The sequence below is a fragment of the Arthrobacter nitrophenolicus genome (genome assembly GCF_000332815.1).
GTDB classification, from domain to species: Bacteria; Actinomycetota; Actinomycetes; order Actinomycetales; family Micrococcaceae; genus Arthrobacter; species Arthrobacter nitrophenolicus.
Genome location: NZ_AOFD01000002.1, coordinates 75,497 through 101,046 on the forward strand (window position 1 = coordinate 75,497; position 25,550 = coordinate 101,046).

At 66.9% G+C, this 25,550-nt stretch carries 11 protein-coding genes, 2 tRNA genes, 7 pseudogenes and 1 riboswitch; of the genes and pseudogenes, 4 read left to right on the top strand and 16 right to left on the bottom strand.

What is annotated here, in order from left to right; all coding sequences use genetic code 11:
• Window positions 1-60: 60 nt before the first annotated feature.
• Window positions 61-1,527 carry a bifunctional hydroxymethylpyrimidine kinase/phosphomethylpyrimidine kinase gene (gene thiD / locus G205_RS00945; protein ID WP_009372869.1) on the bottom strand — a complete coding sequence of 489 codons (1,467 nt, stop codon included), beginning with the start codon at window positions 1,525-1,527 and terminating at the stop codon, window positions 61-63.
• 91 nt (window positions 1,528-1,618) lie between these two features.
• Window positions 1,619-1,716: riboswitch (TPP riboswitch) on the bottom strand.
• Between the two features lie 144 nt (window positions 1,717-1,860).
• Window positions 1,861-5,194: pseudogene (locus G205_RS00950) on the bottom strand (Rne/Rng family ribonuclease).
• A gap of 436 nt (window positions 5,195-5,630) precedes the next feature.
• Between G205_RS00950 and G205_RS00955 the strand changes: the two are divergent.
• Window positions 5,631-6,298 (top strand): annotated as a pseudogene (locus G205_RS00955) (vitamin K epoxide reductase family protein).
• Window positions 6,299-6,369: 71 nt separating this feature from the next.
• On the opposite strand, the gene ndk reads toward G205_RS00955, so the two are convergent.
• The 4 genes and pseudogenes from ndk to ileS all read right to left on the bottom strand — a co-directional run bounded on the left by ndk (window position 6,370) and on the right by ileS (window position 12,006).
• Window positions 6,370-6,783: a nucleoside-diphosphate kinase gene (gene ndk / locus G205_RS00960; protein WP_009372870.1), complete on the bottom strand. Its 414-nt coding sequence runs from the start codon at window positions 6,781-6,783 to the stop codon at window positions 6,370-6,372.
• A 69-nt stretch (window positions 6,784-6,852) separates the two neighbouring features.
• On the bottom strand, window positions 6,853-7,317 hold the full coding sequence (locus G205_RS00965) for a DUF4233 domain-containing protein (RefSeq protein ID WP_009372871.1): 465 nt from the start codon (window positions 7,315-7,317) through the stop codon (window positions 6,853-6,855).
• A gap of 2 nt (window positions 7,318-7,319) precedes the next feature.
• Window positions 7,320-8,677, bottom strand: a pseudogene (locus G205_RS00970) (bifunctional folylpolyglutamate synthase/dihydrofolate synthase).
• Between the two features lie 3 nt (window positions 8,678-8,680).
• Window positions 8,681-12,006 (bottom strand): annotated as a pseudogene (gene ileS, locus G205_RS23355) (isoleucine--tRNA ligase).
• A gap of 365 nt (window positions 12,007-12,371) precedes the next feature.
• Between ileS and G205_RS00980 the strand changes: the two are divergent.
• Entirely contained in the window at window positions 12,372-13,388 is a 1,017-nt protein-coding gene (locus tag G205_RS00980) for an endonuclease/exonuclease/phosphatase family protein (protein WP_009372872.1), read from the top strand.
• A gap of 21 nt (window positions 13,389-13,409) precedes the next feature.
• Here the strand turns inward: G205_RS00980 and G205_RS00985 are convergent, their stop codons facing one another.
• A complete protein-coding gene (locus G205_RS00985; RefSeq protein ID WP_035751645.1) occupies window positions 13,410-14,168 on the bottom strand; it encodes an SDR family oxidoreductase in 759 nt (252 codons plus the stop codon).
• Window positions 14,169-14,393: 225 nt separating this feature from the next.
• Between G205_RS00985 and valS the strand changes: the two are divergent.
• A pseudogene (valS, locus tag G205_RS00990) lies at window positions 14,394-17,026 on the top strand (valine--tRNA ligase).
• Window positions 17,027-17,358: 332 nt separating this feature from the next.
• Here the strand turns inward: valS and G205_RS00995 are convergent.
• From G205_RS00995 to G205_RS01020, 6 genes are all read right to left on the bottom strand, one after another.
• Window positions 17,359-17,973 carry a mycothiol-dependent nitroreductase Rv2466c family protein gene (locus G205_RS00995; RefSeq protein WP_009372874.1) on the bottom strand — a complete coding sequence of 205 codons (615 nt, stop codon included), beginning with the start codon at window positions 17,971-17,973 and terminating at the stop codon, window positions 17,359-17,361.
• Window positions 17,974-18,047: 74 nt separating this feature from the next.
• Window positions 18,048-19,328 carry an ATP-dependent Clp protease ATP-binding subunit ClpX gene (gene clpX, locus G205_RS01000; RefSeq protein ID WP_009372875.1) on the bottom strand — a complete coding sequence of 427 codons (1,281 nt, stop codon included), beginning with the start codon at window positions 19,326-19,328 and terminating at the stop codon, window positions 18,048-18,050.
• Window positions 19,329-19,505: 177 nt separating this feature from the next.
• Complete coding sequence (locus tag G205_RS01005) at window positions 19,506-20,165, bottom strand: ATP-dependent Clp protease proteolytic subunit (RefSeq protein WP_009372876.1); 660 nt, start codon at window positions 20,163-20,165, stop codon at window positions 19,506-19,508.
• A 38-nt stretch (window positions 20,166-20,203) separates the two neighbouring features.
• The gene (locus G205_RS01010) at window positions 20,204-20,827 is read right to left on the bottom strand and encodes an ATP-dependent Clp protease proteolytic subunit (RefSeq protein WP_009372877.1); all 624 of its coding nucleotides are present in this window, start codon (window positions 20,825-20,827) and stop codon (window positions 20,204-20,206) included.
• A gap of 230 nt (window positions 20,828-21,057) precedes the next feature.
• The gene (gene tig / locus G205_RS01015; RefSeq protein WP_009372878.1) at window positions 21,058-22,449 is read right to left on the bottom strand and encodes a trigger factor; all 1,392 of its coding nucleotides are present in this window, start codon (window positions 22,447-22,449) and stop codon (window positions 21,058-21,060) included.
• 82 nt (window positions 22,450-22,531) lie between these two features.
• A tRNA-Pro gene (locus G205_RS01020) sits at window positions 22,532-22,606 on the bottom strand.
• A gap of 141 nt (window positions 22,607-22,747) precedes the next feature.
• Here G205_RS01020 and G205_RS01025 point away from each other — a divergent pair.
• Window positions 22,748-22,821 (top strand) — tRNA-Gly (locus G205_RS01025).
• A gap of 153 nt (window positions 22,822-22,974) precedes the next feature.
• Here G205_RS01025 and G205_RS01030 read toward each other — a convergent pair.
• The 3 genes and pseudogenes from G205_RS01030 to G205_RS01040 all read right to left on the bottom strand — a co-directional run bounded on the left by G205_RS01030 (window position 22,975) and on the right by G205_RS01040 (window position 25,514).
• Window positions 22,975-23,928 carry an Fpg/Nei family DNA glycosylase gene (locus G205_RS01030; RefSeq protein WP_009372879.1) on the bottom strand — a complete coding sequence of 318 codons (954 nt, stop codon included), beginning with the start codon at window positions 23,926-23,928 and terminating at the stop codon, window positions 22,975-22,977.
• Window positions 23,928-24,367 (bottom strand): annotated as a pseudogene (locus tag G205_RS01035) (ribose-5-phosphate isomerase). The gene G205_RS01030 and the pseudogene G205_RS01035 overlap by 1 nt, the downstream one beginning before the upstream one ends.
• 132 nt (window positions 24,368-24,499) lie before the next feature.
• A pseudogene (locus G205_RS01040) lies at window positions 24,500-25,514 on the bottom strand (hypothetical protein).
• Between the last annotated feature and the right edge of the window lie 36 nt (window positions 25,515-25,550).

Below are 25,550 nucleotides of genomic sequence, written 5' to 3' on the forward strand. Positions count from 1 at the left end.
GCCGGCCGGGCGGCGGGACCGCGCACCAACAATGGTACCGGCGGGACGGGGCCCGGAGGCTCAGGCGTGCAGCCGCGGCGCGTCGAAAAAGTCCACTTCCAGGCGGCAGGACTGTTTAAAGGCCGTGACCATGGCGGCCCGTTCGCCGTCCGAGCCGGCCCGTCCGGCCGCGTCCACGATGGCAATTGCCTTGCGGGTCGCTGCGGCAAAGTCCTCGTCAGCGTAGGTCCGGAGCCACTCCGCGTAGGGGTGGCCGGCCGGTTCCCCCGCGGCGAGGAACTGTGCGTGGAGGGTCTTGCCCACCTCCGCATACAGCCAGAAGCACGGCAGGACAGCCGCGGCAAGCACCGCGTAGCTGCCCGACGCCGAGGCCGCGGTGAGGTGGTCGACGTAGGACTTTGTCACGGGGCCGAGTTCGGCCCGGACGGGACGCGTGCTCAACCAGGACCGGTGCAGCTCGGACTCAACCTCCAGGCACTGCTGCGCGGATCCGGCCCAGAACAGCTGCTCCGCTTCAGTGGGTGCCAGGGCGCTTGCCCGTGCCAGCACGCGGGAGTAGCCGTTGAGGTAAATGGCGTCCTGGGCCAGGTAGTAGGCAAATTCCTGTTCCGGCAGGCTGCCCGAGACCAGGCCGCGGATGAAGTCCAGGCGGTAGATGGCATCCAGGTCCGCTTCGGCTTCCGCCCGGAGCAGGGCCTCAAACGCCCCCGGCTGCGGAACGGGCCGCAGGTGGTGGAAGTGGTGCACGGGCCCGTTCCCGGTCCCTACCTCAAGCCGGGCAGAGTCCCCCAGCGCTCCTGCCAGCCAGGGCTTCACTTCCCGCAGCGCTGCTTCCCAGTCCCCCAGCCGCGCCTGCACCGTGGCCATTGCAGAGGACAGCGAGCAGCCCGTTCCGTGGCTGTTCCTGGTGGCCACCCGCTCCCCCGGCACCTCGATGACTTCGGCCCGCAGCAGGCCGGCAGTGTTGACCAGGGCGTCCGGGCACTGCGCACCTGACAGGTGGCCGCCCTTCACCAGCACCGTTGCTCCGGTGGCGTCGGCCAGCTTCCGGCCCTGTTCAAGGGCCCCGGCCCAGGAATCCTGGGGCTCTTCGCCCACGAGCATCGCAAGTTCGGCCAGGTTCGGCGTGATGAGGTGGGCCAGCGGCAGCAGGTCGCGAAGCGCCGCCTCGGCGGATTCCTGGAGCAGCCGGTCGCCGCTGGTGGCCACCATCACCGGATCGAGGACCATGACTGCGGGACGCACCTTCTCCAGCCAGGTCCGCACTGTGGCGATAACCCCGGCGTCGCCCAGCATGCCGATTTTGACGGCGTCGATGGTGATGTCGTCGCTGATGGCGTCCAGCTGGCTGGCGAGGAATGACGCGGGCGGCAGGTGGACTGCCGCCACGCCGCGGGTGTTCTGCGCGGTCAGCGCGGTGATGGCGGCCATGCCGTAGCCACCGTGTGCCGCGATGCTTTTCAGGTCCGCCTGGATCCCGGCGCCGCCTGACGGGTCCGAGCCGGCAATGGACAGGACGCGCGGCACGTCCCGGCCTGCCGCCGGCCGGGCGGACGCGGCCTGGACGGTTGCATCCGGGACAGCGCCTGGCTGGGAAGTTTCCGCGGGTATTAAGAGCGTCGAAGACAAAAGACATCCCTTCGCCGGTACTAGCCGGACAGGTTCAACGGGTCTGGATCTCAGCCGGCCCTTCGCGCGGCACCCCGTGTCGGTTTCCCAGCCTAGCCGCTGACATGGGAGCCCGGGAAAAGTGACAGCCCCCGCATGCAGGAAGTCCCCGCTTCATGGACCGTTCCCCCCGGAATGCGGAGGGGAATCGTCCATGAGACGGGGACTTCCCGGTGGCTGGCCCTGCCCGGGCTAGAGCTCCGAGGCAGGAACGCCGACGCCCAGGATGATGGGCGCTTCGGCGGGCTTGGGCGCGCCGTCCTTGCCTTTCGGTGAGGACGCCGCGGGTTCCGGGGCCTTTGCAGCATGGGTATGTCCGGCACTGGCCGCCGGAACGTTCTCGTGCTGCTGCACGGTGGTTTCGTTGGCGGCACCCTGGGCGCGGCTGGCGCTGCGGTTGCGCCGCGGCCGGCGCTGGCGGGACTGTTCCACCGTGTGGTCAGACCAGTCCTTCCCCGCTTCCGCGGGGGCAACCGGCTGCTCCACCTGCGCCGGAACGGCCTCGGGCCGCTTGGCTTCCGGCTCTTCCGACGGTGTTTCGGCGGCAGGTGCCGGTTCGCCCAGGTGGGCGAACGCTTCGGCAAGCCTGTCCAGGGTGAGGGCCGGGCGGGGCTGCTGCTCTTCCGCATGCTCCACGAACGGAAGGACAACCTTCTCGCCGCCGAAGGTCAGGACAGCCGCAGGACGTGGCGGGGTGCCGGCGTCGTGCTTCTCTTCCACGGCCGGCGCTGCCGGCTGCGCGCCCGACTGCGCCTGCCGGGCCGCCGCAACCTCGTCGTCATGCAGGTGCGCAGCATGCGCGGCCGCCGCGATGTTGGCAAGGGCCAGCCGGGTGGCTTCAGCTTTGGCGTGGCGCTCGGCGTCGGCCGGGTCCGGATGGACGGTGTGGACATGCACCGCGGCTGCCGGGGCAGCCTCGGGGCTGCTGGCCGCCGCGTCCGCGCCGGCGCTTGCGGTCAGGGCGTCCCCCGGGCTGGCTGCTGTCGGTCCGCTGGCCCTCGTTCCGGTGGCCTTCGGCCCGGGCGTCAGGCCGGTTGTCGGTGCGCTGGACATGGTGTTCAGCGGCAACGATGTTGGCGCGGCGGTGCTCCACGGGGTCGTCATGGGTGACGACACCGCGTCCGGCGCAGGCCTCGCACTGCTCTCCGAATACCTCCAGGAGCCCGGTGCCCATGCGCTTGCGGGTCATCTGGACCAGGCCCAGGGACGTGACCTCGGCGACCTGGTGCTTGGTGCGGTCGCGGCCCAGGCACTCCACCAGCCGGCGCAGCACAAGGTCGCGGTTGGATTCCAGGACCATGTCGATGAAGTCGATGACGATGATGCCGCCGATGTCGCGGAGGCGGAGCTGGCGCACCACTTCCTCGGCTGCTTCGAGGTTGTTCTTGGTGACGGTTTCCTCCAGGTTGCCGCCGCTGCCCGTGAACTTGCCCGTGTTGACGTCCACCACGGTCATGGCTTCGGTGCGGTCGATTACCAGGGAACCGCCGGACGGGAGGAAGACCTTCCGTTCCAGGGCCTTGTGGATCTGCTCGTCGATCCGCCAGGCGGCAAAGATGTCCTGGTCCTTGGTCCACTTCTCGAGGCGGCCCACCAGGTCCGGGGCAACGTAGGTGACATAGGCCTCGATGGTGTCCCAGGCCTCTTCACCGGAGACGATCAGCTTGGAGAAGTCCTCGTTGAAGACATCGCGCACCACCTTGATGGTGAGGTCCGGTTCGCCGTACAGCAGTTCGGGAGCCAGGACCTTGGTGGAGGTGGACTGGCTTTCGATGCCTTCCCACTGGGCGCGCAGCCGGTTGATGTCGTGGGTGAGCTCTTCCTCGGACGCCCCTTCCGCCGCGGTGCGCACAATCACGCCGGCCTGCTCCGGGAGGCGGTCCTTGAGGATGCGCTTGAGCCGGTTGCGTTCGACGTCGGGCAGTTTGCGTGAGATGCCCGTCATGGACCCGCCGGGGACGTACACGAGGTAGCGGCCGGGCAGCGAGATCTGGCTGGTCAGGCGTGCGCCCTTGTGGCCCACCGGGTCCTTGGTCACCTGGACCAGGACGGTGTCGCCCGACTTGAGGGCGTTCTCGATCCGGCGCTGCTTGCCTTCGAGGTTGACGGCTTCCCAGTTGACTTCACCGGCGTACAGGACGGCGTTGCGGCCGCGCCCGATGTCAACGAATGCCGCCTCCATGGACGGCAGCACATTCTGGACCTTGCCCAGGTACACGTTGCCGATCAGCGAGTCCTGCTGGGTCTTGGAGACGAAGTGCTCGGCCAGGACGCCGTCTTCGAGGACTGCGATCTGGATCCTGTCGTCGCGCTGGCGGACGATCATCTGGCGGTCCACGGATTCCCGGCGCGCCAGGAACTCTGCCTCGGTGATCACCGTGCGGCGGCGCCCGGTATCGCGGGACTCACGCCGGCGCTGCTTCTTCGCTTCAAGGCGGGTGGAACCCTTGACGCTGGCCACCCGGTTGCTCACGGGCGCTTCGCTCACCGCGCGGGGCGCACGGACGCGGGTCACCGTGTTGGGCGGATCGTCGTCCCCGCCACCGGTCAGTTCGAGGTCCTGGTCGCCGCGGCGCCGCCGGCGCCGCCGGCGGGAGGTGACGCCCTCTTCCAGCAGGGCAGACCCTTCGTCGCCCTCCGCTTCGGCGTCTTCGCCGGCATCGCCGTCAGTGGCAGCCTCCGCGGCGCGGTCTTCGCTACGGCCGCGGCTGCGGCGGCCACGGCTGCGGCGCCTGCGGCGGCCGGCTGAATCGTCGGTGTCGTCGTCCTCGGCGTCGTCCTCTTCCACTTCCTCGGGGACGGCCGGAGCCGGGCGCACGACAGTGCTCAGGTCCGGGGCCTGGAACAGTACGGAAGTAGGGGAAGCCGGTTCCAGGAACAGCGAGGCGAAGGGGCTGGCAGCCTCCTTTGCAGGCTCCTCCGTCTCGGTTGCTTGCCCGGCCACTGGCTGTTGCGGCGCTTCACTGGCGGCGGCAGCGTCCGACGGCGCCTGGGCGGTGTCCGCAGCTGCGGGCGCCTCTTCGGGCGCTGCCTCAGGTGTTTGCTCCGCGGCAGGTGCTGCGGCGGTGTCTTCTGCTCCGCCGGCAGCCGCCTCCGGCTGCGCGGAAACAGTTTCCGCCGGCGCAGCTTCTGCAGCCGGCTCTGCTGCTGCAGCCCCGGCTGCCGGGGCAGCGGCCTTCCGGGTGGCAACCCGACGGCGGCGGACGGGTTTCTCTTCCGCTTCCGGCGCGGCAGGCGCGCCCTCGGCGGCATCAGCCGAAGCGGCTGCGGTCTCTGCGGCGTCGCCGGCGAACACGGGGAGGGGCTCCGCGGCGTCTACCTTCTTGCGTGCACGGGTCCGGCGGGCCGGTGCCTTGGTTTCCTCCGCCGCAGCCTCGACATTCTCCGCGGTGGCGGCGTCGGCCGGGACAGTGGCGCCGCCGTCGTCGGTTTTCGGTGCCGCCTTGCGGCGGGTCCTCTTGGGTGCAACGGCGGGCTCTGTGGCCGTCGTTTCGCCGTTAACGGCCAAGTCTTGCTCGTTTTCCATATGCAGCTACACTCCTGCCCCTGACGTACCGCCACATCCGGCACCCATTGGGGCACATATTGTCAAAACCCGCAGGCGTTGACAGAAGTCAAGTGGATACTCCCAGGTTCGCACCGGCATTGGGGTGCGGCAGCCCGTGGGAGCCGGGGGACGTCCTGAAACCCGTTGTTCTACGCGCCACAACCAGGTGCCGTCCAATGGAGTCGCGGGAGTGCTGTCAGCCTTCGAAGCCTGCCCTGCTCATCATTGGCGGTCTTGAGAACAGTCCACCGGACCGGAGTCCGAATGTGGATCGGCTTCCAGCCAGGTTCATTCTCTCACATCCGGACGAAATCACGGCGGAGGCGGAGGCTGCGGACCTTTTTCCTGGGAGTGGCATCCAGCCCGCGGCGTTACAATCGGGCAAGGAGCACCGGACGAAAAGGACCCCATACCAATGCCCAGCATCTCCCCCGCCAGCGGCACCGAAGCCCCGGACCGGACCACCGGCCCGGACACCAGTTCCGCAGCCGTGCCCTTCATGGCCCGCAACCGGCCTTTCGGCTGGCTGCTGGTGATCACGGGGGCCGTCGGCTGGCTGGCCTCCGGGACCCTGGTCCTGGAAAAGCTTGCCGTGCTCCAGGACCCGAACCACACCACCGTGTGCGACGTCAATCCTTGGATTTCCTGCGGGGATGTGATGAAGACCTGGCAGAGCTCCCTGTTCGGCTTCCCCAACATGTTTATCGGGATCGTGGCGTTCGCCGTCATCATCACCGTTGGCATGGCACTGCTGTCCGGCGCCACCTTTGCCCGGTGGTTCTGGGTGGGCCTGCAGACGGGCGTCACCCTGGCTTCGCCTTCGTGGTGTGGCTGTGGTCGCAGGCGCTCTACGACATCCACATCCTGTGCCCCTTCTGCATGATCGTCTGGGCCGCCATGATCCCCCTCTTCATCTGGGTCACCATCCGGAATATCAGCGCAGGCATCATCCCGCTCCGCTCCGGCGCCGCACGCGTTGTGGCTGATTCCGGCTGGATCATCGTGGCCCTGCTCTACGTGGCTGTGGCCGCCAGCATCTTCTTCGCGTTCATCCAGGTGTTCGCGGGAACGTCAGGGTTCTAGGCGCAGTAACAGCAAAGGGAAGGCCGGTGTTCGTCAGAACACCGGCCTTCCCTTTGCTTCGTTCAGGCCGCCTAGAACCAGATCTTGATCTCGCGCTCGGCTGAATCGGTGGAGTCGGAGCCGTGCACCAGGTTCTGCTGGACCTTCAGGCCCCAGTCGCGGCCGAAGTCGCCGCGGATGGTGCCCGGGGCCGCCGTCGTGGGATCGGTGGTGCCGGCCAGCGAGCGGAAGCCCTCGATGACGCGGTGGCCCTCGAAAATGGCCGCCACCACGGGTCCGCTGAGCATGAACTCCACCAGCGGCTCATAGAACGGCTTGCCAATGTGCTCCTCGTAGTGCTGCTCGAGCAGTTCGCGGGTGGCTTCCACCTTCTTCAGTTCAGCAAGGGTGTATCCCTTGGCTTCGACGCGGGCCAGGATGGCACCGGTGAGGTTACGGGCGACGCCGTCGGGCTTGATCAGGACGAGGGTGCGCTCAGTGGTCACAACTGCTCCAATGCGTTGGTGGGGTTTCGGGACAAGTCTACGGGGACCCGCCGGCAGGATCCGGCCGGTTTAGGGGGTTTGCGGCTGGCCGGGACCGGCGGCCTGGTCCGGGTGGGCTGCTTCCCACTCGGCCTGCTCACGCTCGCGCTGGGCAGCTTCGCGGTCCAGCCGGATGCCGGTCCTGATTCCGTACCACCAAGCCAGTGCGAAGAGGGCCCCCACCAGGAACATGGCGGGTTCGAAGATGCCGGTCAGGACCAGCACGATCTGCAGGATCCAGCCGAGGCCGACGCCCCAGGGCTTTGTCAGGACAGCGCAGGCCAGGACCATGACCACGCTCAGGCCGATGCCGACGCCCAGGATCAGCGCCGGCGGAAACTCGCCGCGTCGCAGGCCAAAGACCGCCAGGGTGGCGAAGAACATCACGAATGCTTCCAGGAGCAGCACCGTGGAGGCGAACATGACCTTGGTGGAGCGGCGCTTCCGGGGCATGCCCGGCCGCCACTCCCGCTGGGCCTTGGTGAGCCTGGCCATTCCTATGCCTCCGTCTTTCCGAGCAGGATCCGGGCTTCCGCAACCAGCGTGATGGAACCGGTCACCAAGACGCCGCCGGAGAGGTCGTCATTGGCTTCGGCCCGCTCCACGGCCCATTCAAGGGCGTCGTCAAGCTTCTCGGCGATGTGCACGTTGTCCTCGCCGAAGCCGAGGTCAACGGCAAGTTCGGCGAGTTCGGCGGCCGGAACGGCGCGCGGCGAGTTCGACTGCGTGAAGCAGTATTCCTCGGCAATGCCACCCAGGGATTCCTTGAGCTCGCGCAGGATCTCCTCGGCGTCCTTTTCCTTGAGCACGCCCACCACTGGAACAAGGCGGGTGAACGTGAAGGCCTCCTGCAGTGCGGCGGCTGACGCCTTGATACCGTCCGGGTTGTGGGCGGCGTCGACGATGATGGTGGGCGCGGTACGCACCACTTCCAGCCGACCGGGGGACGTCACCCCGGCGAAGCCCTCCTGCAGCACTTCGAAGTTGAGTTCCTTTTCGCCGCCGAAGAACGCCTCCAGCGCGGCCACCGCCACGGCGGCGTTCTGGGCCTGGTGGGCACCGTGCAGGGGCACCAGGAGGTCCGGGTACCGGCCGGCGATGCCTTGGATGGTGACCATCTGGCCGCCGACCGCCACGGTCCGGGACTCGACGCCGAACTCCACGCCCTCGAAGCGGAACGGCACGCCCACTTCCTTGGCTTTCTCGAGGAGCACCTGCGCGGCGTCCAGCGGCTGCGCTGCGCTCACCAGGTAACCGCCCGGCTTGATGATGCCGGCCTTTTCCAGGGCGATGTCCCCGGGGGTGTCCCCCAGCAGGTCGGTGTGGTCCAGCGAAATCGGGGTGATGACCGAGACCTGGCCGTCGCCCACGTTCGTGGCGTCGGTGATGCCGCCAAGGCCCACCTCGATAATGGCCACGTTGACCGGCTGGTCCGCGAAGACGGCGAAGCCAGGATGGTGAGGCACTCGAAGTACGTGAGGCGCGGCTGCCCCTCCGCTTCCAGTTCCGCGTCCACGATCTGCAGGTAGGGACGGATCTCATCCCAGATCCGGACGAACGTCTCGTCAGGGATCGGATGGCCGTCGATGCTGATCCGCTCGGTGACTTTGGACAGGTGCGGGCTGGTGTAGCGGCCGGTGCTCAGCCCGTGGGCGCGGAGGACGGCTTCGATCATGCGGGAGGTGGAGGTCTTGCCGTTGGTGCCCGTCACGTGAATGATCGGGTACGCCTTGTTGGGCTCACCCAGCACCTCCATGGCCCGGAAGAGCGGAGCCAGCCGGGGTTCCATCTTGTTTTCCGGTGCCCGGCCGAGCAGTTCGGCGTAGACACTTTCCACTGAGAAGTGATCGGTCATGTCCTAGGCCTCCACTTTTTCGACGGCGACGGCGGGCTCGGCCAGGTCGGCAGGCTCCGCGGCGAGGTCCACGGTCAGTGTTTCACCTTTGACCAACTCCGCGTTCGCCAGCAGGGCGTCCACCACGTTTTGGGCAGCCGTCACCGTTGTGCGGATCCGGTCGCTGACGTTGAGTCCGGCGTCCTTACGGGCCTGCTGGATGGCGCGGACCATGTCGCGTGCCAGGCCTTCGGCTTCGAGCTCCGGGGTGACCTCAGTGTTGAGGACCACGAAGCCGCCGCCCGGAAGCACCGCCACGGAGGCCGATCCGCCGTCGGATTCCGCCACGACGGTTTCCAGCGTGTACTCCTGGGGTTCCAGCTGGAGCCCGCCCGCGGTCACCACGCCGGCGTCATCCACGGACCAGTCACCGGACTTGGAGCCCTTGATGGCCACCTGGACGTTCTTGCCCAGGCGGGGGCCGGCAGCGCGGGCGTTGACCACCAGCTTCTGCTGGATGCCGAACTCCTCGGGGGAGGCAGTGGCGGCGTCCAGCAGCCGGACCGAGCGGAGGTTGAGTTCGTCCGCGAGGACGGCGGCGAAGCCTTCCAGCGCATCGGCCCCGGGTGCCACCACGGTGAGTTCCTGGAGTGGCAGGCGGACACGCAGGTTCGCTGCCTTCCGCAGGGAGGAACCGGTGGAGCAGATCTGCTGCACCCGGTCCATGGCCTCGACCAGGTCCGGGTTGGCCGGGAACTGTGCGGCGTCGGGCCAGTCAGCCAGGTGCACGGAGCGGCCGCCGGTGAGACCCCGCCAGATTTCTTCCGTCACCAGCGGCAGCAGCGACGCCGCCGCACGTGAGACAGCCTCCAGGGCGGTGTACAGGGCGTCGAAGGCGTCCCGGTCCTCGTCGAAGAAGCGCTGGCGGCTGCGGCGGACGTACCAGTTGGTCAGCATGTCCAGGTAGCCGCGGAGCTCGTCGCACGCGCCGGAGATGTCGTAGGTGTCCAGCTGCCCGGTCATGTTCCGCACCAGTTCGCCGGTGTTGGCGAGCAGGTACTGGTCCAGGGTGTCCGTGTACCCGTCGTAGCGCAGCTGCGCGTCATAGCCGGCGCCGCCGTTGGCGGCATTGGTGTAGAGCGTGAAGAAGCTGTACACGTTCCAGAGCGGCAGGATGACCTGCCGGACGCCGTCGCGGATGCCCTGCTCGGTGACGATCAGGTTGCCGCCGCGCAGGATGGGGCTGGACATCAGGAACCAGCGCATGGCGTCGGATCCGTCGCGGTCCAGCACTTCGGACACGTCCGGGTAGTTGCGCAGGCTCTTGGACATCTTCTGCCCGTCGGAGCCGAGCACGATGCCGTGGCTGATGACGTTGCGGAACGCCGGCCGGTCGAACAGGGCCGTCGAAAGGATGTGCAGCATGTAGAACCAGCCGCGGGTTTGCCCGATGTACTCCACGATGAAGTCTGCCGGGTTGTGGGAGTCGAACCAGGCTTCGTTCTGGAACGGGTAATGCACCTGGCCGTAGGGCATGGAGCCGGAGTCGAACCAGACGTCCAGGACGTCCTCCACCCGGCGCATCACGGACTGGCCTTCTTCGGGCGTGCGCGGGTCGTCCGGGTTGGGCCGGGTCAGTTCGTCGATGAACGGACGGTGCAGGTCCACCTGGCCGTCCTGGTTCAGCGGCAGCCGGCCGAAGTCGGCCTCGATTTCCGCCAGCGAGCCGTAGACGTCGGTGCGGGGGTATTCGGGGTCGCTGGACTGCCACACCGGATGGGGCTGCCCCAGTAGCGGTTCCGGCTGATGGACCAGTCGCGGGCGTTTTCCAGCCACTTGCCGAACTGGCCGTCCTTGACGTTGCCGGGGATCCAGTTGATCTCCTGGTTCAGTTCGTACATCCGGTCCTTGAACTTGGTGACCTCCACGTACCAGGAGGAGACGGCGCGGTAGATCAGCGGGTTGCGGCACCGCCAGCAGTGCGGGTAGCTGTGCTCGTAGCTTGCCTGCTTGACGAGCCGGCCCTGGGCGCGCAGGACCTGGGTGATGGGTTTGTTGGCCTCGAACACCTGCAGGCCCACAATGTCGTGGAGGTCGCCGTGCTTGAACAGGGGCAGGAATTTGGCGCCTTCATCCACGGAGAGGATGACCGGGATCCCGGCTTCCTCGCAGACCTTCTGGTCGTCCTCGCCGTAGGCGGGGGCCTGGTGCACGATGCCCGTGCCGTCGGTGGTGGTGACGTAATCCGCCACCAGGAAACGCCAGGCGTTCTCCATGCCGTACTTTTCGTTGTCGGCAAAGTCATGCCACAGCGGCTCGTAGGCCAGGCCCTCCAGTTCGGCACCGGTGTGCGTGGACACGACGGCGGCCTGGGCCGCTTCGAAGTCGTCGTAGCCCAGGTCCTTGGCATAGCTGCCCACCAGGTCGGCGGCCAGCAGGAAGCTGCCGGTGACGGGCGCATCGGCGGATGCGGCCTTGATGCCGTTGGGACCGGCCGGCAGCACGGCGTAGGAGATGGCAGGCCCGACGGCGAGCGCGGCGTTGGTGGGCAGGGTCCAGGGCGTGGTGGTCCAGGCGAGCGCCTGCACGCCGGCAAGCTTCTGCGACAGCTCCGACTGTCCGGCTGTGATGGGGAACGTGACCGTGACGGTCTGGTCCTGCCGGTTCTTGTAGACGTCGTCGTCCATCCGGAGCTCGTGGTTGGACAGCGGCGTCTCGTCCTTCCAGCAGTAGGGAAGCACGCGGTAGCCGTTGTAGGTCAGGCCTTTCTCGTGCAGCTGCTTGAAAGCCCAGAGGACGGACTCCATGTACTCGACGTTGAGCGTTTTGTAGTCGTTATCGAAGTCAACCCAGCGTGCCTGGCGGGTGACGTAGCTGCGCCATTCGTCGGCGTATTTCATGACGGATGCCCGGCAGGCGTCATTGAACTTGTCGATGCCCATGGCTTCGATCTGGGTCTTGTCCGTCATGCCCAGCTGCTTCATGGCTTCCAGTTCGGCGGGCAGCCCGTGGGTGTCCCAGCCGAAGCGGCGCTCAACGCGCTTGCCGCGCTGGGTCTGGTACCGGCCCACCAGGTCCTTGGCGTAGCCGGTGAGGAGGTGGCCGTAGTGCGGCAGGCCGTTGGCGAAGGGCGGGCCGTCGTAGAACACGAACTCGTTGCTGCCGGGTTCACCGCCGGGGGCGTCGGCGCTGCGCTGGTCGATGCTGGCCTGGAAGGTGCCGTCCTGGTCCCAGTACTTCAGGATGCGCTCTTCGATCTCCGGGAACTTCACGGAGGCGGACACAGCGGCACCGCCGCCGGACGACGCGCTGGTGGAAGTACTGGCCGAGGCCTTGGGGTAATACGTCATGTCGACATCCTGGGTTGAGCTTGGCGAACTGCCGGCTTGCGCCTTCTGTTCCGTTCAGGATGCGAGGACGGTTTCCGTGTTGTCCGCCGGACTCCACGCTCACCGCGGTACCACCTCACTTACCGCGTTGCGTGCTCCGGAAGGAACGTACGCGACGACGGCCACTCATTACTGCTGTGACGGGCTTACCCGTCCGGTTCTACTGGCGCGTGCCGGGATGCCAGGTTCGACAAGCCAGTCCGCGTGTTCTTCCGGAAGCTCACCGGTGATTGCCGGGTCATAGCCGGTTTCGATTCTACTATCCATCAGGCGCAGGTTTCCATTCAGCCGCCCGCTTCCCGCCGGCAGTCCCTACAATCGGAGGCATGACTGACGCGGCCCCGGTCCCGCCCGCCCGGCGTCGTCGCGCCCGGGCCTTCCGCTGGGCCTCGGCAGCCGCCGCCGCTCCCGTGGCGCTGATTGGCCTGCTGCGCGCCATTCCCGCTGACTGGCCTGTGATGGCCGTCCAACTGCTGGCCTTTGTTCCCTGGTTTACGGTGCCGGCCGCCGTCGCGCTTCTGCTGTCCATTGCCGCGCGCAGCAGGCCGCTGCAGCTGGTGGCCGCGGCGCTTCTCGGTGTCCAGGTACTGTGGCTCTTTCCCCCGGCGGCCGCTTCGCCTGAAACAGCGCACGCGGGCCAGCCGGTGGTGGAGGTGAAAGCCATGGCCATCAATGCCGGGCTGGGCCAGGCGGACGCCGCCGGCATCGTGGACCTGGTGCAGGAACACCAGGTGGACCTGCTGGTGGTGGCGGAATACACCCAGGAACTGGCGGACAGGTTGTCTGCGGCCGGCTTGGCTCGCCTGCTCCCCCACCAGGTGGCGCATCCCAGGGCCAGGGCCGCCGGCGCTGCCGTCTTCTCCTCGTTGTCGCTCCGGGAGGTGGGGATGGTGCCCGACAGCCCGTTCAGGATGCCCGTGGTCAGCGTCGACCTGTCGGCTGCCGGGCAAGAAGCGGCCCTGCGGGTAGTCGCCGTCCATACCCTCGCGCCCGTCGATGACGGCCTCGCCCAATGGCGCAGCGACCTCGCAGCATTGGACCGGATTGACGCCGGAGCCGGGCCGCTCCTGCTGGCGGGCGATTTCAACGCCACCCTCGACCACCGGGAGTTCCGGGACCTGCTGGCGGGGGACAGCCGGACGAGGCCGCTGGTGGATGTTTCCGCAGCCGCCGGAAGCCGGCTGGTCCCCACCTGGCCGATGCGCGGCTACTACCTTCCCGGGGTGACGCTGGACCATCTGGTCACGAGCCCGGACATCACGGGGTCTGGCTACTCGGTCCGCACGGTTGCGGGCACGGACCACGCTGCCGTCCTGGCGGTGCTGGAGATCCGGCTGTCGTAGGCCTGGTCCTGCGGCCCCGGGCTAGCCCTTGCGGATGAGCTTGTAGTTGGAGGCCTGGGCCACCGGCCGGATGACGATCTGGTCCAGGTTGACGTGGTGCGGGGCGCTGACGGCGTACCGGACGACGTCCGCAACGTCCCCGGCCGTCAGGGGCTTCTCCACTCCCTGGTAGACCTTGTCGGCCGCCTGCCGGTTCCCGAGCCTGTTGAGGGCGAACTCCTCGGTGTGGACCAGTCCAGGCGCAACTTCGATGACGCGGATGTTGTGTTCGGCTTCTTCCAGCCGCAGCGCCTCGGTCATGGCACGCTGGGCGTATTTGGCGGCGTTGTAGCCTCCGCCGCCTTCGTACGCGGCAAGGCCGGCGGTGGAGGTGAGGTTCAGCACCGTTCCTTCCCCGTGGGCGCGCAGCATGGGCAGGAAGGAGCGCGTCAGTTTCATGGTGCCCAGGACGTTCACCCGGTACATCCAGTCCCAGTCCTCCGTGCTGGCGTCCGCGATCCGGTCGGCGCCCCTGGCACCACCGGCAATGTTGACCAGGGTGTCGATGCCGCCCGCTTCGGTGACCCGGCTCAGCAAGCGGGACACGTCGTCGTCCGCGGAAATATCGGCGGGAATGGCGGTTGCCCCGGTTTCGGCCGCCAGCGCCTCGAGCCGGTCCGCCCGGCGGGCCACGGCGAAGACTGTCCATCCGCCGGATGCCAGGGCGCGCACCGTGGCTTCCCCGATCCCGCTGCTCGCGCCGGTCACCAAAGCTGCTTTCTTGTGCACATCGTCAGTCATGGCACCACCCTAGCCGCCTGCCGCCACGAACCTGGCCCGGGGCAACACCGCTTCAGGTCAGTCCGGGTCAGAGGCGAGATAGCCACCAGGACCCGGTATCCGTCGTCGTCCGCCGGCGGATCGTAGATCCGTTTTACGGCGAAGCCGGCTCCTTTGGCACCCATGGGCGGCATGCTACTCCCCCGCGGTTCTGTGCGAAGCAACGGAGCATGAAAGAATTGCCCAATGGCTGAAGACACGCAGGGTACAGACACGCCCATCACCGCCCCCATCAACGTTCCGGACAAGCCGGCCCTCGAGGGCCTCGAAGCTGCCCTGACGCAGCGCTGGCTGGCCGAGGGAACCTACAAGTTCGACCCCGACACCACCCGGGAACAGGTCTACTCGATCGACACTCCCCCGCCCACCGCTTCGGGGTCGCTGCATGTGGGGCACATGTTCTCCTACACCCAGACCGACGTGCTGGCACGCTACCAGCGCATGACCGGCAAGAACGTCTTCTACCCCATGGGCTGGGACGACAACGGCCTGCCCACCGAACGCCGGGTGCAGAACTACTACGGCGTCCGTTGCGACCCCGCCATCCCCTACAACCCGGACTACCGCCCGCCGGCCCAGCCGGCCAAGAACCAGCGGGACTTCGACGTTGTCTCCCGCCGGAACTTCATCGAACTGTGTGAAGAGCTGGCAGTCGAGGACGAGAAGGTCTTTGAGAACCTGTTCCAGACACTCGGCCTGTCGGTTGACTGGAAACTGACGTACCGGACCATCGACGACAATTCGCGCGCCGCCTCCCAGCGCGCCTTCCTGGCCAACCTCGCTGCCGGCGACGCCTACATGGCCGAGGCGCCCACACTGTGGACATCACCTTCCGGACCGCAGTGGCGCAGGCCGAACTCGAAGACCGCGAAGTGCCCAGCGCCTACTACCGCTACCCCTTCTTCACCGAGGACGGGGAGAAGATCTACATCGAGACCACCCGTCCGGAGCTGTTGGCTGCCTGCGCGGCGCTGGTGGCCAACCCCGACGACGAACGGTACCAGCCGCTGTTCGGCAAGAAGGTGACCTCCCCCGTATTCGGCGTCGAGGTCGAGGTCAAGGCGCACCCGCTCGCGAAGGCGGACAAGGGCTCCGGCATCGCCATGGTGTGCACCTTCGGCGACCTGACGGACGTTACCTGGTGGCGCGAACTGCAGCTGCCCACCCGCGCGATCGTGGGCCGCGACGGCCGGATCGTCGGGGAAACCCCGGAGTGGATCACCACCGACGCCGGCCGTGAGGCCTTCGCAAAGATCGCCGGCAAAACGGTCTTCAGCGCCAAGGAAGGCGTGGTGGAGCTCCTGGCCGCCGCGGACCTCCTGGAGGGTGAGCCGAAGAAGATCATGCACCCGGTGAACTTCTACGAGAAGGGCGACAAGCCGCTCGAGGTTGTCACCTCCCGGCAGTGGTACATCCGTAACGGCGGCCGCGACGAGGACCGCCGCGAGCGGCTGATTGCGCGCGGCCACGAGATCGACTTCCACCCCTCCTTCATGCGCTCACGCTACGAGAACTGGATCTCGGGGCTCAACGGCGACTGGCTGGTCTCCCGGCAGCGCTTCTTCGGCGTGCCCATCCCCGTCTGGTACCCGCTGGACAGTGACGGCAACCCGAACTATGACGCACCCATCGTTCCCTCGGATGAGCAGCTCCCGGTGGACCCGATGGCAGACGCCGCCCCGGGATACGAGGAATCCCAGCGCGACGTGCCGGGCGGCTTCACCGGTGACGCCGACATCTTCGACACCTGGGCCACGTCCTCGCTGACTCCGCAGATCGTGGGCGGCTGGAGCCGCGACGAGGAACTCTTTGCCAAGGTCTACCCGTTCGACCTGCGCCCGCAGGGCCACGACATCATCCGGACCTGGCTCTTCTCCTCGGTGGTGCGTGCCGATGCACTGCAGAAGAACGCGCCGTGGAAGCACGCGGCGATCTCCGGCTGGATCCTGGACCCGGACCGCAAGAAGATGTCCAAGTCCAAGGGCAACGTGGTGGTTCCCACCGACGTCCTGGACGAGTACGGTTCCGATGCCGTCCGTTACTGGGCGGCCTCCGCCCGCCTGGGTGCGGACACCGCGTACGAGATTGCGCAGATGAAGATCGGCCGCCGCCTGGCCATCAAGCTGCTCAACGCTTCCAAGTTCGTCCTCAACCTCGGGGCCACGGAAAACTCGGTGCTCCGTGCGGACCTGTCCGTGCTCACCAACCCCCTGGACCGTGCATTACTGGCCCAGCTCGGCGAGGTAGTGCGGGAGTCCACCAAGGCGTTCAACAACTACGACTACGCCCGGGCGCTGCAGATCACCGAGAGCTTCTTCTGGCAGTTCACGGACGACTACGTCGAACTCATCAAGGACCGCGCCTACGGCGCGGCCGGCGAAGCAGAGCAGGCTTCGGTGCTGGGGGCCCTGGCCACCACCCTGGACACCCTGCTGCGGCTGTTCGCCCCGTTCCTGCCCTTCGCCACCGAAGAGGTGTGGAGCTGGTGGCGCAACGGCTCGGTCCACCGCGCCGAATGGCCCGCGGGGCTGGAGGTTCCCGGCGGGGACACCACCATGCTGGCCACGGTGGGACTCGCACTCAGCGGTGTCCGCAAGGCCAAGTCCGAGGCGAAGGTCAAGCAGCGCACCGAGGTGCTGTCCGCGACCATCACGGCGCCTGAAGCACTGACCGCTCAGTTGCAGGCCGGCCTGTCCGACCTGAAGGCGGCGTCCAACGCCCGGGACATCACCCTGGTGGCGGCCGACGGTGAGCTTACGGTCAACGGCGTGGACCTTGCCGTTACGGATGAGCCGCCAAGGCCTAAGGCCGGGTTTTAAGGCCTGGGTCCGGATTCCGGACAAAGGGGAAGCCCCATCAGCGTTTTGCCGTTGGTGGGGCTTCGACTTTTCGGCCATCTGGTGACGACTTGATGGTCTGGCAGGATCCTGGGAAATTTCAGGTCTTCCTACCACGTCACTGGTAGCTTGTATCTGGCTTTGCCGATGGCTGCGTCAGATACATATCACTGAATCTTCGGTTCCTGCGTCCCGCTTCTTTCGAAGTGGGTAAGAACCATTGTTGTCCCGGCCGGGGGCATGCGCAAGGGCCCCGGGAGAACTACAAACGAGTAGTTTTCCCTAGGCCCTTTCCGCTGCGGGAGGCCAACGGTTCAGTCGAATTCCGGACGCTCCGTGCGGCTGCGCTTGAGCTCGAAGAAGTGCGGGTAGCCGGCCAGGACGGTGGTGGCGTCCCAGAGCCTGCCGGCCTCCTCGCTCCGCGGAATGCGGGTCAGGACGGGGCCAAAGAATGCGGTGCCGTTGAAGGCCACCACGGGGGTTCCCACGTCCTGGCCCACCAGCGAAATGCCTTCCTCGTGGCTGGCGCGGAGCTGCGCGTCGTAGGCGTCGGTGGAGGCCGCTTCGGCCAAAGAGGCGGGCAGCCCGCATTCCGCCAGCGCCTTGGTGATGACGAGGCCGCGGTCCTTTTCGCCGCCGTCGTGGATCAGGGTGCCCATGGCGTCGTACAGGGCCTTAACGGTCTCCTGCCCGTGCTCCTGCTGGGCGGCGATGATGACGCGGACCAAGCCCCAGGCGTTGTCCATGGATTCCCGGTAGGACGGCTCCAGGTCGCGGCCCTCATTGAGCACGGCGAGGCTCATGACGTGCCACACCGTTTCGATGTCACGGACGCCCTCGACTTCCCCGATCCACCGGGACGTGATCCAGGCGAAGGGGCACAGCGGATCGAACCAGAAGTCGGCCTTGTTCTTGACGGTTTCAGGCATAGCAGGTCCTTCGGGTGGTGGTGGCTGCCCGCGCGGCAGCCACGGCTGGCAGGTGTTGCGGATCAGGCCGGGCGTCAGGCAGACTTACGCCGCTTGGCCGCGTGCGGAATCATGGTGGGTTCGGCACCCTTCAGCACGACGTCCGCGGTGATGACCACGCTGGCCACGTCCTCGCGGCTGGGAAGGTCGAACATGACCGGCAGCAGGACTTCCTCCAGGATCGCCCGCAGGCCCCGGGCGCCGGTGCCGCGTTCCAGCGCCTGGTCGGCAATGGCATCCAGCGCGGCGTCGTCAAAGACGAGTTCCACGCCATCTATTTGGAACATCTTCTGGTACTGCTTGACCAGGGCGTTCTTCGGCGTGGAGAGGATCTGGATCAATGCCTCGCGGTCCAGGTTGGACACCGTGGTGATCACGGGGAGGCGGCCGATGAATTCAGGAATCAGGCCGAACTTGAGCAGGTCCTCGGGCATGACCTCGCCGTAGGAGTCCACCTTCTTGCTGGCTTCGTTGAGTGGTGCACCAAACCCGATCCCCTTGCGGCCGGACCGGGAGCCTATGATCTCCTCTAGGCCGGCGAAGGCACCGGCCACGATGAACAGCACGTTGGTGGTGTCGATCTGGATGAATTCCTGGTGCGGGTGCTTCCGGCCTCCCTGCGGCGGCACCGAGGCGACCGTGCCCTCGAGGATCTTCAGGAGTGCCTGCTGCACGCCTTCACCGGAAACGTCGCGGGTGATGGACGGGTTTTCGCTCTTGCGGGAGATTTTGTCGATCTCGTCGATGTAGATGATGCCCTGTTCGGCCTTCTTGACATCGTAGTCCGCGGCCTGGATGAGCTTGAGGAGGATGTTCTCCACGTCCTCGCCCACGTAGCCGGCCTCGGTCAGGGCGGTGGCGTCGGCCACGGCGAACGGCACGTTCAGACGCCGGGCGAGGGTCTGGGCCAGGTAGGTCTTGCCGCAGCCGGTGGGGCCGATGAGCAGGATGTTGGACTTGGCGATCTCGACGTCGTCGTGGTGCCCGCCGTCGGCCAGGCTCCCGGACTTGGGTGCGTGCCCGGCCTGGATGCGCTTGTAGTGGTTGTAGACGGCGACGGCGAGGGAACGCTTGGCGGGCTCCTGGCCGATCACGTATTCCTGCAGGAAGTCGAAGATTTCGCGGGGCTTGGGCAGTTCGAAGCTGCCCAGGTCGGCGACCTCCGCGAGTTCCTCTTCGATGATTTCGTTGCACAGTTCAATGCACTCATCGCAGATGTACACCCCGGGCCCGGCAATGAGCTTGCGCACCTGCTTCTGGCTCTTTCCGCAGAAAGAGCACTTCAGCAGATCCGTGCTCTCGCCAATCCGAGCCATATGTGAACCCCTTAGTATCTTGCTGCCGAGCAGCCTTGCACGGTCGCTGGAATCATCACCAGCCTGCGAGGACCGGTTTGTGACAACATCCACTCTAGGTCACATTGGCTCCCAAGGGTGGAAGGAAAAGGCCGGTGGGGCCAAATGAACTGGCCCGCACCGGCGCTTTACGTACTGCTACCTCGTAATTGCCTGAGGCTTGATCTTGCGTGAGTCCAGGACCTGGTCGATCAGGCCGTAAGCCTGGGCCTCGTCCGCGGTGAGGATCTTGTCACGCTCGATATCGTTGTTGACCTGCTCGGACGTCCGGCCGGAGTGGCGGGCCAGGGTGTCCTCGAGCCAGGACCGCATGCGCATGACTTCAGCGGCCTGGATCTCGAGGTCCGAGGCCTGTCCGCCCTGGCCGCCGGAAAGGGCGGGCTGGTGGATCAGGACGCGGGCGTTCGGGAGGGCCAGGCGCTTGCCCGGGGTTCCGGCCGCGAGGAGGACTGCTGCGGCACTGGCAGCCTGCCCCAGGCAGACGGTCTGGATTTCCGGGCGGATGTACTGCATGGTGTCGTAGATCGCCGTCATGGCGGTGAAGGAGCCGCCGGGCGAGTTGATGTACAGCGTAATGTCGCGGTCCGGGTCGGTGGACTCAAGGACCAGCAACTGGGCCATGATGTCGTCCGCCGAGGCGTCGTCCACCTGCACGCCGAGGAAGATGATGCGGTCCTCGAACAGCTTGGTGTAGGGGTCCTGGCGCTTGAAGCCGTAAGGGGTGCGCTCCTCGAACTGGGGCAGGACGTAGCGGCTGGACGGAAGATTACCGGCGGACCACCCGAAGTTGTAGTTCATTTTCTGTTGCTCCTGATCTGAGTGTTCGTGGTGCCGGTTTAGTTCTCGGATGCCGGCTGGCTGCCGGAGCCGTTCGACGTTCCGCCGCCGCCGGAGACGGAGCCGGCGTGGGCGGCGATCTTGTCGAAGAAGCCGTACTCGAGCGCTTCGGTGGCGGTGAACCACTTGTCGCGGTCGTTGTCTTTGAGGATGGTTTCCACGGTCTGGCCGGTCTGCTCGGCGGTCAGTTCCGCCATGACCTTCTTCATGTGGAGGATCAGTTCCGCCTGGATCTTGATGTCCGACGCGGTGCCGCCGATGCCGCCGGACGGCTGGTGCATCAGGACGCGGGCGTTGGGGGTGGCGTAGCGCTTGCCCTTGGTGCCCGAGGACAGCAGGAACTGTCCCATGGAGGCAGCCAGGCCGGTGGCGACGGTGACGACGTCGTTGGGGATGAACTGCATGGTGTCGTAGATGGCCATGCCGGCCGTCACGGAGCCGCCCGGGGAGTTGATGTACAGGTAGATGTCCTTGTCCGGGTTTTCGGCGGACAGCAGGAGCAGCTGGGAGCAGATTGCGTTGGCGTTGTCATCGCGCACCTCCGAGCCAAGCCAGATGATCCGCTCCTTCAGCAGGCGGTTGTAAATGTAGTTGTCCTGGGCCGCGGGATCGACGGTCGCCATCCGGGGGGCCTCTGGGTGCTGTGACATGTTTACTTACCTCTCGCTGGTGACGGTGACATCACTGAAAATCACTACTTGGACACTAACCGGTTTCACCGACATTTTGTTCGCGCCCCGACGGCTGTTCGCTGACGGCGCACGCTGGGCGAACCTGATGCGCCGGGACCCGGGCGGAACGCGAACGGCCCCCGGATCCGGTGATCCAGGGGCCGTTCATGCGTCGGGAAAGACTAGGCCTTTGCCTCGGCCTTGTCGTCCTCGGAAGCGGTCTCGGCGGTTTCCGCCTCCACAGCCTCGGCGTCTGCAGCCTCGGCCGCGGGAGCCTCTTCGCCGCCCGGGCGGACGAAGTCGCTGAGGTCAACGGCCTTGCCGTCGGTGTCGGTCACCTCGGCCTGGCCCAGGACAACGGCCAGCGCCTTGCGGCGGCGGACCTCGGAAACCATCATGGGGACCTGGCCGCTCTGATCGATGATCTGGGCGAACTGGTTGGGGTCCATGCCGTACTGGCTGGCGGTGGAGACGATGTAGTCGATCAGCTCGTTCTGGCTGACGTTGACTTCTTCCTTCTCGGCGATGGCGTCGAGGATGATCTCGTTCTGGAAGGCACGGGCGGTGTTGGCGCGGACCTCTTCGCGGTGCTCCTCGGTGTCGTGCTCGCCTTCGCCGTGGCCGTTGCCCTCCTTGAAGTGGGCTTCGAGCTGCTCTTCGACGACGGAGTCCGGAACCGGCACCTCGACGAGTTCGACGAGCTTGTCCAGGACCTTGTCGCGGGCCTCGACGCCCTGCTCAACGATCTTGGAGTCGGCGGCCTGCTTGGCCAGGTCCTCGCGGAGTTCGGCCAGGGTGTCGAACTCGGACGCCAGCTGGGCGAAGTCGTCGTTGGCCTCAGGCAGCTCGCGCTCCTTGACGGCCTTGACCACAACCTTGACCTGGGACTCCTGGCCGGCGTGGTCGCCGCCCACCAGGGTGGTGTTGAAGATGGCGTCCTCGTCGGCGCTGAGGCCGGTGACTGCCTCATCGAGGCCTTCGAGCATGGTGCCGGAGCCAACCTGGTAGGACAGGCCGGATGCGGAGTCAACCTCTTCGCCGTCGATGGTGGCGGTGATGTCGATGGTGAGGAAGTCACCGTCGGCAGCCGGGCGGTCAACGGACTTCAGCGTGCCGAAGCGGCCGCGCAGTTCATCCAGGGCCTTGTCCACGTCTTCTTCGGAGGACTCGGCAGCAGCGACCTCAACCTTGATGCCGGCGTAGTCCGGGAGTTCGATCTCGGGACGGACGTCGACCTCGGCAGCGAACTTCAGGCCGCCGTCGGTGGCGGAGGGGTCCGGGACCTCGGTGATTTCAACCTCGGGACGGCTCAGCGGGCGGATGCCGGATTCCTGCACGGCAGCCTGGTACCAGCCGTTGAGGCCTTCGTTGATGGCGGTCTCGAGGACGTAGCCGCGGCCGACGCGCTGGTCGATGAGCTTGGCGGGAACCTTGCCCTTACGGAAGCCAGGGACCTGGATCTGCGAAGCAACAGTCTTGTAAGCCGAGTCGATGCTGGGCTTCAGTTCCTCAAAGGGAACCTCAACGTTGAGCTTGACCCGCGTGGGGGTGAGGTTCTCGACAGCGCTCTTCACGGTCTAAGTACTCCTGGGTTTGTGGGATGGGTTTCTGCAAACGCAATGTTTTTGTCCAGGCCGTGTGGTCCGGGCCGCAGAGTCGGGGTGACAGGATTTGAACCTGCGACTTCCTGCTCCCAAAGCAGGCGCTCTAGCCAAGCTGAGCTACACCCCGTTAGTGCACAGGCAAGTCTACGGTGATACGCGCCGTGTTTGCACATTTGACACGTAGCCCATGGATTAGGTTTAGTTATATCCGGCTTGGACAGCCAGCCCGGAGTTTCCAACTGCTAATGTTGCAGATGGATCTTCCTTCGGGGACGTAGCTTAATGGTAAAGCCTCAGTCTTCCAAACTGATTACGCGGGTTCGATTCCCGTCGTCCCCTCCAAACCAAAAGGATCCCCGACCGGGGGTCCTTTTGCGTTAAGCCGAAAATTGCAGGGCCGTCCTGGGGCACTTTTGCGGCGCAGTTGCCTAAATCGCCGCCGGCGGCCGGCGTGTCCGTGTCAAAGTGCCCCGGGAAGGACGCAGGCAGGCCCCGCTACTCCTGCTGGCACTGGGGGCACCAGTACAGGTTGCGTCCGGCCAGATCGGCCATCAGCACGACGGTGCGGCATACCCGGCAGGGCAGGCCGTGCCGCTTGTACACGAAATGGGCGTCCTCCCGGGAGGGGAAGCTGCTGCTCCTGGCCGGGACCGGCAGGCCGACGGCGGCGGCTTTGGCGGCCGTCGTGCCATCGAGGGTCCAGTATTTTGGCGGCGTGGTGATGATGCGGCCGTCGGCCACGCCGTCGTTCATGAGGGCGACGACGTCGCGCCACAGCTTGCGCGCGGCGGTGTCCGGCACGGCGGAGCCTGGCAGCCACGGGTGCAGGCGCAGGCGGAACAGCACCTCGGCCCGGTACACATTGCCGATGCCGGCAATGATTTTCTGGTCCATCAGCAGCGCGGCCACGGGTGTCTTGCGGCGCTGCAGGTTCGCGGCAAAGCGTCCGGCGTCGCCGCGCCGGTTGCGGAGGGGATCCGGGCCCAGCCTGGCCAGCACCGCCTCCGCTTCGGCCGCTGTGATGGTTTCACAGGTTGTTGCGCCGCGCAGGTCCGCCCAGCCGTGGCTGCTGGCGAGCCGGACCCGGACCGCGCCCACCGGGGCTGGCGGCCCGGCATAGGCGGCATCGGCGTCGTCATCCCCGTCCGCAAAGGCTTCCTGCTCCCCCACCCGGCGGGGCGCTCCGATGCTGGAGGCCCCGGTGAAGGTGCGGTCGCCGCCGAAGCTCCAGGCCCCGTAGAGGCCCAGGTGGACGTGCAGGACCAGGGAGTTGTCGAAGTGCAGGAAGAGGTGCTTCCCGTGGGCTTCGGCGGTGAGCAGCGTGTGGCCGTCCAGGAGCGCCGCTCCCCCGCTGAACCTGCCCTGGGGGCTGGACACGGCAAGCCGCCGGCCCGCGAAAACGTCGCCGAACTGGCGGGCCAGGCGCCGGACTGAATGCCCCTCAGGCACTACTCGATGACCTCGCCGGTGGCCTCGTAGGCGGCGATCTTGCCGATCCTGCGGACGTGCCGTTCGTCGTTGCTGAAAGGCTCGGCCAGGAAGGCCTCGATGAGCTCCGTGGCTTCCTCCACGGTGTGCTGGCGGCCGCCCACGGCCACCACGTTGGCGTCGTTGTGCTCGCGGGCCAGGGTGGCCGTGGAGTGGTTCCACGCCAGGGCCGCGCGGACGCCTTGACCTTGTTGGCGGCGATCTGTTCGCCGTTGCCGGAGCCGCCCAGCACGATGCCCAGCGCGTGGACTCCTGCCTGCTGGTCCGCCACCACCGCGAGGGCCGCGTTGATGCAGAAGGACGGGTAGTCGTCCTGCGCGTCGTAGACCTTGGGGCCGTGGTCCACCACTTCGTAGCCCTTGGCGGTCAGGTGGGAAACCAGGTGGGCGCTGAGCTCCATGCCCGCGTGGTCGGTGGCGATGTGGACCCGCGGGAAGGCAGGGGTAGAGGTCACGAGCAGAATCCGTTCAGTTGGCGGCGCTGGCGGCCGGGCCGGGAGGAGCCGGCCGGTGGAATGACACGGACAAGGATACTAGGACTCCGCCGGACCGGGCTGCTGCGGTCCGCCGGCGCGACGTGCCCTGGCGGCCACCCGGGTCAGGACCTCGGCGAGCCGGGCCGCGGAAGCCTGGCTGCCGCTGCTGACGGCCAGTCGCTGGCCGTCAGCCTTGCGCACGACGACGGCGGGTCCGCTGCTGACCAGCATCGCCGCGGTTTCGCCGTGCTTCCGGTAGCCCCACCCGCCATAGTCTGCCGCCCGGACGTCCGCCGCGCTGGCGGCAGTGATGGAGCCTGCCGGGATGTCCATCACCGGCACCACGCCGGCCAGCAGGACTTTCAGGCCGCCGCGGTCCGCCTTGATCCGGGCAAACAGGAACGCTGCGCCGAAGAAGGCCAGGACCACGAGCAGGATGCCAAGCCACGGCACGGCGATGGCGATCAGCGCCGCCGGGAACAGTGAGGCGATGCCGATCATGACGAAGACGGAACTCCTGGCATGGACCACAGGCGCATGCTGTCCCGGGTCAGGTCCGGATCGAGCTCCGTGGCGATGGCGGCCTGGAGCGCCCGGTCATCGTCCGGGGACCACTGCCGGTCCGCCTTGTACACGAAGCCCATGATGACGCCGAGGGAAACGGCGGCTCCGCTGCCAAGGGCAAGGACGGTCAGGTCCACCCGCGATTCGCGCGCGTCCGCCAGTCCTGCCTGGCCAACAAGGCCGGCAGCGAGGGCACTGGTGATGAACAGCGTGAGGAAAAGCCCGGCGCCCATCATGATCCGCCGCATCACCACGGGCCGCCCCAGCGGCACGGCCTGGCAGAGGACGAGCCAGCCGAACACCACGATCATCAGGCGCCCACCCCGACGTAGGCGCCGAACGGGGCGAACGCCGCGCCGCCGTCGTCCGTCCAGCGGATGGCAAGCGGCTCGGGAAGGTCACGCCGCAGCAGGAACGCGCAGAGGACGAACGCGCCGGCCAGGACAACCGGGAACCCGACGGCAAAGCGCAGGGCCTTGGCATCCACCGAATCCAGGAACTTACCCATGCCTTAACGCTACTCCGCACCGGCCGTTGCCGTGCC